Origin of the sequence: Allobosea sp. LjRoot9, assembly GCF_964252745.1 — a bacterium.
Classification (GTDB): domain Bacteria; phylum Pseudomonadota; class Alphaproteobacteria; order Rhizobiales; family Beijerinckiaceae; genus Allobosea.
Genome location: NZ_CAXUPC020000013.1, coordinates 184305 through 193086, shown reverse-complemented (window position 1 = coordinate 193086; position 8782 = coordinate 184305). Strand labels below are relative to the sequence as shown.

Here is an 8782-nt window from a genome sequence, read left to right as displayed (position 1 = left end):
TTCGATCTTGCCGGAAAGCCAGAATTTCCAAGGGTTTGCCAGAAACTAAAAGGCGATTCCAGCGTCAACAGCGGACGTTGCGCCGCTATTGATTTGCCGGCTCCAGAATATACGGTTCTCTGCTTGGAGAGAGCCCGCGATTCTATGAAAAAGATGAAGCGTGCATCGAGCAAGCCGCGTCCCCAGATCGCCGCCCTGCCGGTGCGCCGCTCGCCCTCCGGAGAGCCGGAGATTCTGCTCGTCACGACACGCACGACCCGCAGATGGACCGTTCCCAAAGGCTGGCGGATCAAAGGCAAGAAGGGGCATGAGGCGGCCGCCATCGAAGCGCGCGAGGAAGCCGGGATAATCGGCAAGGTCCGCAAGAAACCCTTGGATCGCTACATCTACTGGAAACGGATGGAGGATCATTTCATGCTGTGCAAAGTGACGCTCTACCTCCTCAAGGCCGAACGGCGCCTTGAAAACTGGGCAGAAAGCGACCAGCGCCAGTCGCATTGGTTCTCACAGAAAGACGCCGCCGACATTGTCGAAGAGCCGGGGTTGAAGGCGGCGATCCGCTCGCTCAAATTGGGCTGACCGTCAGGCGTAGCCGATCAGCGCCCCGTCAGGAACAGGCCCGATGCAGCATAGGCGATCGCCGAGACCAGTCCGGCCATCGGCATCGTCACGATCCAGGCGAACACGATGCCGCGCGCCACACCCCAACGCACCGCAGTCACCCGTCTTGCGGCGCCGACGCCAATGATGGCGCCGGTGATGGTGTGCGTCGTCGAGACCGGGATGCCGAGATAGGTCGCCATGAACAGCGTGATCGCTCCGCCGGTCTCGGCGCAGAAGCCCTGCTGCGGTGACAGTCGGGTGATCTTCGAGCCCATCGTATGGACGATGCGCCAGCCGCCGCAGAGCGTTCCCAGCGCCATCGCCGTCTGGCAGGAGATCACCACCCAGAACGGCACGGAAAAGGCCTCACCCATCATGCCATGCGAGAACAGCAGCACCGCGATGATGCCCATGGTCTTCTGCGCGTCATTGGCGCCGTGCCCGAGCGAATAGAGCGAGGCCGAAACGAACTGCAGGAGACGAAAGGTGCTGTCGACCTTCATCGGCGCGACGCGCAGAAAAGCCCAGGAGACGATCAGGACCAAAAGTAGCGCCAGCGCGAAGCCGATGGCCGGCGACATGAAGATTGCAACGAGGGTCTTGCCGAGGCCCCACCAGACTATCGATGAGAACCCGGCCTTGGCTAGCCCAGCGCCGACCAGTCCGCCGATCAGCGCATGCGACGAACTCGAGGGGATGCCGGCGATCCAGGTGACCACGTTCCAGACAATTGCGCCCGTCAGCGCGCCGAAGATGACGCGGTCGTCGACGATCGCCGCCTGGATGATGCCGGAGCCGACCGTCTGGGCCACGTGCAGGCCGAAGAACAGGAAGGCGATGAAGTTGAAGAAAGCCGCCCACAACACGGCCCAGCGCGGCGCCAGCACGCGGGTGGAGACGATCGTCGCGATGGAATTGGCGGCGTCGTGCAGACCGTTCAGGAAATCGAACAGCAGCGCGACGGCGATCAGGAAGATCAGGGCGGGGGTGACGCTGACGATGTCCACGAGCGCGCCGCTCAGAGATGCTCGAGGACGATGCGGCTGACGCGCTTGGCGACGTCCTCGAAGCGATCCACCACTTTCTCGAGATGATCGTAGATCTCCGCTCCGACGATGAAGGACATCGTGTCCGACGTCTGGTGCGCCTTGAAGAGCGCCTTCAGCCCCTCGTCGTAGAGTTCGTCGGACCGTTCCTCGATCGCCCCGATCTCCTTCGCGAGCGCGCCGATCGAGATTGCGTGCTTCTTGATGTCACGCAGCATCGGCAGCAGCACCGCGACGCGCTCGGACGCCTGGAGGATCACCATGCCGAGATCCTTCATGCAGGGCGCGAAGCTCCCGACCTCGAACAGCGTGATCGCCTTCACGGTCTTCTGCATCTGGTCGATGGCATCGTCCATCGTGCCGATCAGTTCCTCGATGTCGCCGCGATCGAACGGCGTGATGAAGGTTCGTCCGACCTCCAGCATCACCTGGCCGGCAATCTCGTCGGCGCGGTTCTCCTGGGCGATGACCTCGGCGCATCCTTCCGGGACAGACACCGCGCCGGCAAGCAGTCCGTTCAAGGCCTTGGCGCCGGCGACGAGCGCTACGGAGTGGCTCTCGAACAGGTCGAAGAATTTGTTCTCCCTGGGAAGGAGCTTCTGAAACCAGCCGAGCATCAGAGCCTCGTCTTCCATCGGTGAACTGTCACAAATGGCGATAGGCGCTTGCGATTTGGCTGTAAAGCGACCTTCGCGCCAATCGGGATCTCTCCGGCCGGACAGGTCGAGGCAAGTACAAACGATCAGGAATCGTCGGAAAGGATGGACGCGGCATCAAACGCTGACGATCCAGCCGCTTTTCATCACAAGGAGCGGGATGACATCGGGTCAGGTTTTGTGACAGCTTTATGACTTGCCGCCGCATGGACATGCGGTCCGGGCTATCTCGACCGACCTCGACGTCGGCGATGTTCAATAATTGGGAGGACGACATGATCACACGCAGGATCGCGCTCGCGACCGCGCTCGGCTTCAGTCTTGCGACCTCCGCCGCTTTCGCTCAGGCGCCGGCGGGCAAGGTCACGGTCGTGACATCCTTCTCGAAAGATGTCACCGACCCGATCAAGAAGGCCTTCGAGAAGGCGATGCCCGGCGTCACGCTGGAGGTCCAGAACCGCAACACCAATGCAGGCGTGAAATATCTGGAGGAGACCAGGGCCAACAACCAGGTCGACCTGTTCTGGGCCTCGGCGCCTGACGCTTTCGAGGTGCTGAAGGGCAAGCAGCTGCTCACCGCCTACAAGCCCAGGGCGACCGGCATCCCCGAGAAGATCGGCTCCTACCCGATCAATGATCCGCAGGGCTTCTATTCAGGCTTTGCGGCGTCGGGTTACGGCATCATGTGGAATGAGCGTTACGCCAAGGCCAACAAGCTGCCCGAACCCAAGGATTGGCAGGACCTCGCCAAGCCGGTTTTCTACGACCATGTCTCGATCGCATCGCCTGCTCGCTCGGGCACGACGCATCTGACGATCGAGACTATTCTGCAGGGCGAAGGTTGGGACAAGGGCTGGCGCACCATCAAGGAGATGTCGGGCAATTTCCGCACGATCACTGACCGTTCCTTCGGCGTGCCCGAGGCGGTGAATTCCGGTCAGGTCGGCGTCGGCATCGTCATCGACTTCTTCGCCTTCTCGGCGCAGGCCTCGGGCTTCCCGGTCAAATTCGTCTACCCGAGCGTGACCACGGTTGTGCCCGCCAATGTCGGCATCGTCACGAACGCGCCCAACAAGGCAGCCGCCGAGGCCTTCATCGAATTCCTGCTCTCGCCCAGCGGGCAGGAGGTGCTGCTGGAGCCCGGCATCCGCCGCCTGCCGGTCAACCCGGCTGTCTACGCCAAGGCCGGTGCGGACTATCCCAACCCCTTCACCGATCCGCGCTTCCAGAAGATGATTGGCTTCGATGTCGACAAGTCGGAGACGCGCACGGCGGTCGTCGACACGCTCTTCGACCAGTTGATTTCGTTCCAGCTCGACGCGCTCAAGGGAGTCACCAAGACCCTGCATGAGATCGATGCGGCGCTCGCCAGGAAGCCCAACCCGCAGGCCAAGGCGCTGGCCGACGAGGCCCGCAGCCTGATCGCGGCGCTTCCCGTCACCGAGGCGCAGGCCGCCAGTGCCGAATTGCGTGGCGCCTTCACCGGCGCCAAGGAGAAGGGCTCGCGCCAGGCCGAAGTCGAAAGTCAGTGGGCGAGTTTTGCCCGAGACAACTACGGCAAGGCGAAGGTGAAGGCGGAAGAGGCGCTAAAGGCGGCGCGGTGATGAGGCGTGTCATCCCGTGTGCGCAGCAGGGTGGAACGCTGCTGCGCAGAAACGGGACCGCGCGACGAGACGCTGCCTCTTTCAGATGACGGTCCCGCATCTGCGCCGCTGCACTGCGTGCGGGATGACACGTAACGACAGGCCCTCATGACCGCCATCCTCGCCACAGTCAGCGCTAAACGCTTCATGGCCACGCCCGGCCAGATCGCGCTGGCGCTCGCCATCGCGGCGTTCCTGGGGCTGTTCCTGGTGCTGCCGGTCGCCACGGTGCTCTATGTCGCCTTCACCGAGAAGGGCACGAGCACGTTCACGCTCGTCAATTTCTACGATTTCGTCCGGACCGAGCTGTTCATGCGCTCGCTGTGGAACTCGTTCTATGTTTCGGCGATGTCGGTGGTTTGGGCCTCGGTCTTCGCCTTGCCGCTGGCCTATCTGACGACGCGCTTCGCCTTTCGCGGCGCAGCCCTCGTGCAGACGCTCGGCTTCTTGCCGCTGATCATGCCGCCCTTCGTCGGCGCGGTCGCAATGCAGCTCTTCTTCGGCCGCAACGGCTCGGTCAATCTGCTGCTCGACGACTGGTTCGACTTCAAGATCGGCTTTATGGAGGGGCTGAACGGGGTCATCTTCGTTCAGTCGGTCCACTACTTCCCCTTCATCCTGATCAATCTCTCGGCCGCGCTGCGCAACATCGACCGGGCGATGGAGGAGGCGGCGCAGAATCTCGGCTCGTCCGGTTTTCGGCTGTTCCGCCGCATCGTCTTCCCTCTCGCCATGCCGGGCTATCTCGCCGGCGCCTCGCTCGTCTTCGTCAAGGTCTTCGACGATCTGGCGACGCCGCTGCTGCTCAACGTCAAGGACATGCTCGCGCCGCAGGCCTATCTGCGCGTCACCTCGATCGGAATCGCCGATCCGATGGGTTATGTCATCTCGGTCGTGCTGATCGTCGCCTCGGTCATGGCGATGTGGCTCTCGGCGCTGGCGCTGAAGGGCCGCGACTACTCTACGACGCAGCGCGGCGGCGGCGGCCTCGCCCGGCGGGTGATGACGCCCTTCGAGGCGGTGTTCGGCTACGGTGTCGTCATCCTGATCCTGGCGCTGGTGCTGGCGCCGCATCTGGGCCTGCTGCTTTTGTCCTTCGCGACGATCTGGTCGTTTTCGCCTCTGCCGGACGCATACACGGCGGCGCATTACGCCCGCGTCTTCGGTGAGAGCTCGCTCTACATCAAGAACACGCTGATCTATGCCTCGATCGCCGGCGGCATCGACGTCGTGCTCGGCGTCGCCATCGCCTATCTCGTGCTGCGTACGAAGCTCGTCGGGCGCGAATGGCTCGACTGGGCCGCGTCGGCGGCGCTCGCCATTCCCGGCGTCGTGCTCGGCATCGGCTATCTGCGGACGTTCTACGGCGTCACCTTGCCCGACGGCACGCCGCTCGCCTCGCTCTGGATCATGATCGTGCTGGCGCTCGCCATCCGGCGCCTGCCCTATGCCCTGCGGGCTTGTCATGCCGCGCTTCAGCAGATTTCCGTCTCGCTGGAGGAGGCGGCCGAGAACCTCGGCGCGACCAAGGCCCGCACGGTGCGCCGCGTCGTCGTGCCACTGATGGCGGGCGGCATCCTCGCCGGCTTCGTCACCTCGTTCTCGACGGCCGCCGTCGAGCTCTCGGCGACGCTGATGCTGGTCCAGTCGAACTCAGACGCGCCGCTCGCCTATGGCCTCTACGTCTTCATGCAATCGGCGGCAGGCCGGGGGCCGGGTGCGGCGCTCGGCGTCGTCGCGGTCCTGCTCGTGGCACTCTGCACTTTCCTCTCCCATCTCATCATCGAACGCAGCCAGAAGGCCAAGGGAATGGGCCACTGACCATGGACGCCATCGCATCGATTTCCACACCGGCGCTCGCCGTCGACATCGAAGGCATAAACCTCTCCTACGGCGCAAACCACGTCCTGAAGGACGTCAATCTCACCATTCAGCCCGGCGAATTCTTCGCCTTCCTCGGTCCCTCCGGTTGCGGGAAAACCACGCTTCTGAGGCTTATCGCCGGATTCAACCAGGCCGATACCGGCCGCATCATGATCGGCGGCAAGGACATCTCGAATCTGCCTCCCTGGAAACGCGATGTCGGCATGGTCTTCCAATCCTACGCGCTCTGGCCGCATATGACCGTTCGAAGGAACGTCGCTTTCGGTCTGGAGGAACGCGGCGTGGCGCGCGCCGAAATCGAGCGCCGCGTCGATATCGCGCTCGATCTTGTCGGCCTGGGCCATCTCGGCGAGCGGCGCCCGTCGCAGCTTTCCGGCGGCCAGCAGCAACGCGTTGCGGTGGCGCGCACGGTTGCGGTCGAGCCGAAAGTGCTCCTGCTGGACGAGCCGCTCTCGAACCTCGACGCCAAGATGCGCGTGCAGGTTCGCCGCGAATTGCGCGACCTGCAGCGAAGGCTCGGCCTGACCACGATCTTTGTCACGCATGACCAGGAGGAGGCGAACACGATCTGCGACCGCATCGCGGTCATGAATGACGGTGTCATCCAGCAGGTCGGAACGCCGATGGAACTCTACGAGCGACCGGCCAATCTCTTCGTCGCAAATTTCTTGGGCACGGCCAACATCCTCGCTGGCGGCATCGTCGACTCCGGCCCCGAACGCCATTTCGCGATCGACGGCGGGATCAGGGTGCCAATAGCGAGCGACGCGATAGTTCCCAAGGGCGCAAAGCTGGTGTTTCGGCCGCAGCATGCCGGGCTAACTGGTCCCGAGACACCCTCAGGCAATGCCTTGGCATTGCCCTGCGTGATCGCACATCGCGAATTCCTCGGAGCGAGCGTCCGCTATGGAGTCAGCATTGGCGCCACCGAGGTCTTCGTCGACGTGCCGTTCCAATCCGGTGAGGACCTTTTGGAGATCGGGGAAGCCGCAACGCTTACCTTGCCTCAACGCTTGCTGCTCTGGCTTGCTGCGTAGTTTTTTCACCGTTCCAGAACATTGCGACCCATCGGCCGCTTGGGCAGAGGTTTCAAGGCGCGCGCAGGGCTGAGGTGTCATCGCGGGCGGCGCGTCGATGCTTATCGATCCTGTTCGTCGACCGCTGCCCGCAGAGACGCTGCCGCTATCGGCATCTTCGCATGCTTGGCGGAGGGCGGCGCCAAGCCCAAAGCTCGACAATGCGCCCAAAAAGGGCTCTCTTATCCGCAGCGCTTCTAGCGGTTCACTTTTGGAGTGTTGAGGGCAGCCTATTTCGCGCTCATCCAGCCTTCGAAGCCAGTCAAATTCAAGCGCGTTGGCGCAGGGCATCCACCACGAGCGAGAATGCAGGCGAGGGTTGGCGGCGGCTCGGATAGTACAGGTGATAGCCCGGTCGTGGTGGGCACCAATCGGTGAGAACGCGCAGCAGCCGGCCCTCCTGAATGGCCGTGTCCACCAGGTCTTCCGGCAGATAGGCTAGGCCCAGCCCCTCAAGCGCGGCATGCCGGATCATCGCCACGGCGTTGAAGACGAGCCGCCCCTGGACGCGGACCCTGAGCTCTCGGTCGTCCTTCCTGAAATCCCAAAGGTAGAACCCGCCATGGGTCGGCAGGCGTAGATTGATGCAGGAATGCTCGGTCAGATCCTGGGGTGCAAGGGGCTGTGGCCGAGTCTCGAAGTAGGACGGCGCTGCCACGACCGCCACGCGGAAATCAGGCGCTATGCGCACCGCGATCATATTCTTGTCGACATCGCCGCCGAGCCGCACGCCGGCATCATAACGCTCGGCGGCGATGTCGATCAGGCTGTAGTCGTTGATGATCTCGACGTTGATGTCGGGATATTCCGGCAGGAGCCTCGCCATTGCGGGCCAGAGAATCGTCTCTGCCGCATGCTCTACGGTCGTGATGCGGACGGTTCCCGCCGGCTTGTCGCGCAATGCGTTGAGCGCTGAAATCTCGCTTTCGATCTCGTCGAAGTGCGGCCCGATGCTGTGGAGAAGGCGCTCTCCGGCCTCGGTCAAGGAGACGCTGCGGGTCGTTCGGGTCAACAGCCGAAGGCCAAGCCGCGCCTCCAGAATGCGGATGGTATAGCTCAGCGCGGACTGGGACACGCCAAGCTTGGCGGCTGCCTTGGTGAAGCTCCGCTCGCGCGCCACCGCGATGAAGCCGAGGAGGTCGTTCACGTTCTCCCGGCGCATTCAGAAAATCCACTTCTAAGCCTATGCGGATTATCCCATCTAATCCGGTGCGGCCGGAAGAGCTAGTTTCGTCCTCATCGAGGCAGGCGTCACGCAAACGCCAAGCCCGGCAGCTGCGGCGTGGAAACCGCCAATCAGGCGCCGGGGGCGAGCAGATCATCCGACCGCCCGCCGTTTCGACACGGCCCGCCATGCCTGGGCGATATCGCGGCACAACCTACGGAGAACCGGCCAGCCATGATTGCGCTCACCATCAACGGCCGTGAGCACGCGGTCGACGCCGACCCGGCCACGCCTATCCTTTGGGCCCTGCGCGATACGCTCGGCATGACCGGCACCAAATTCGGCTGCGGCGCGGCGCTATGCGGGGCCTGCACCGTGCATCTGGACGGCGAGGCCATCCGCTCCTGCAGCACGCCGATTTCTGAGGCCGCGGGCAAGGCGATCACCACGATCGAGGCCGTGACCGCTGGTGCCGACCGTGTCGGCGCGGCCGTGCACGCGGCCTGGGTCAAGCATGACGTCGCCCAGTGCGGCTACTGCCAGAGCGGCCAGATCATGAGCGCGACCGCGTTTCTCAAATCGCTGCCGCGCGGCAAGCAGCCGAGCCCCGCCGAGATCGATGAGGCCATGACGGGCAATATCTGCCGTTGCGGCACTTATGCCCGGATTCGCTCCGCTGTGGCGGATGCCTCCCGCGCCCTCGTCTGAA

8 protein-coding genes are annotated in these 8782 nt (G+C 63.5%); 5 read left to right on the top strand and 3 right to left on the bottom strand.

Annotated features, from left to right (window positions below):
- On the top strand, window positions 1-579 hold a 579-nt coding region (locus ACSQ3P_RS30375), incomplete at its 5' end, for an NUDIX hydrolase (RefSeq protein WP_436169144.1).
- 17 nt (window positions 580-596) lie between these two features.
- Here the strand turns inward: ACSQ3P_RS30375 and ACSQ3P_RS30370 are convergent.
- Both ACSQ3P_RS30370 and ACSQ3P_RS30365 read right to left on the bottom strand, forming a co-directional pair.
- Complete coding sequence (locus ACSQ3P_RS30370) at window positions 597-1610, bottom strand: anion permease (RefSeq protein ID WP_436169143.1); 1014 nt, start codon at window positions 1608-1610, stop codon at window positions 597-599.
- A gap of 11 nt (window positions 1611-1621) precedes the next feature.
- Entirely contained in the window at window positions 1622-2266 is a 645-nt protein-coding gene (locus tag ACSQ3P_RS30365; RefSeq protein WP_436169142.1) for a DUF47 domain-containing protein, read from the bottom strand.
- A 314-nt stretch (window positions 2267-2580) separates the two neighbouring features.
- Here ACSQ3P_RS30365 and ACSQ3P_RS30360 point away from each other — a divergent pair, with 314 nt between their 5' ends.
- The 3 genes from ACSQ3P_RS30360 to ACSQ3P_RS30350 all read left to right on the top strand — a co-directional run bounded on the left by ACSQ3P_RS30360 (window position 2581) and on the right by ACSQ3P_RS30350 (window position 6869).
- The gene (locus tag ACSQ3P_RS30360) at window positions 2581-3909 is read left to right on the top strand and encodes an ABC transporter substrate-binding protein (RefSeq protein ID WP_436169141.1); all 1329 of its coding nucleotides are present in this window, start codon (window positions 2581-2583) and stop codon (window positions 3907-3909) included.
- Between the two features lie 147 nt (window positions 3910-4056).
- Window positions 4057-5769 carry an ABC transporter permease gene (locus ACSQ3P_RS30355; RefSeq protein ID WP_436169140.1) on the top strand — a complete coding sequence of 571 codons (1713 nt, stop codon included), beginning with the start codon at window positions 4057-4059 and terminating at the stop codon, window positions 5767-5769.
- Window positions 5770-5771: 2 nt separating this feature from the next.
- A complete protein-coding gene (locus tag ACSQ3P_RS30350) occupies window positions 5772-6869 on the top strand; it encodes an ABC transporter ATP-binding protein (protein WP_436169139.1) in 1098 nt (365 codons plus the stop codon).
- Between the two features lie 307 nt (window positions 6870-7176).
- On the opposite strand, the gene ACSQ3P_RS30345 is transcribed toward ACSQ3P_RS30350, so the two are convergent.
- Window positions 7177-8070, bottom strand: a complete 894-nt coding sequence (locus ACSQ3P_RS30345) for a LysR family transcriptional regulator (RefSeq protein WP_436169138.1) — start codon at window positions 8068-8070, stop codon at window positions 7177-7179.
- A gap of 237 nt (window positions 8071-8307) precedes the next feature.
- Between ACSQ3P_RS30345 and ACSQ3P_RS30340 the strand changes: the two genes are divergently transcribed.
- Window positions 8308-8781 (top strand): (2Fe-2S)-binding protein, encoded by a 474-nt coding sequence (locus tag ACSQ3P_RS30340; RefSeq protein ID WP_436169137.1) that lies wholly within the window; start codon window positions 8308-8310, stop codon window positions 8779-8781.
- The last annotated feature ends 1 nt before the right edge of the window (window position 8782 follow it).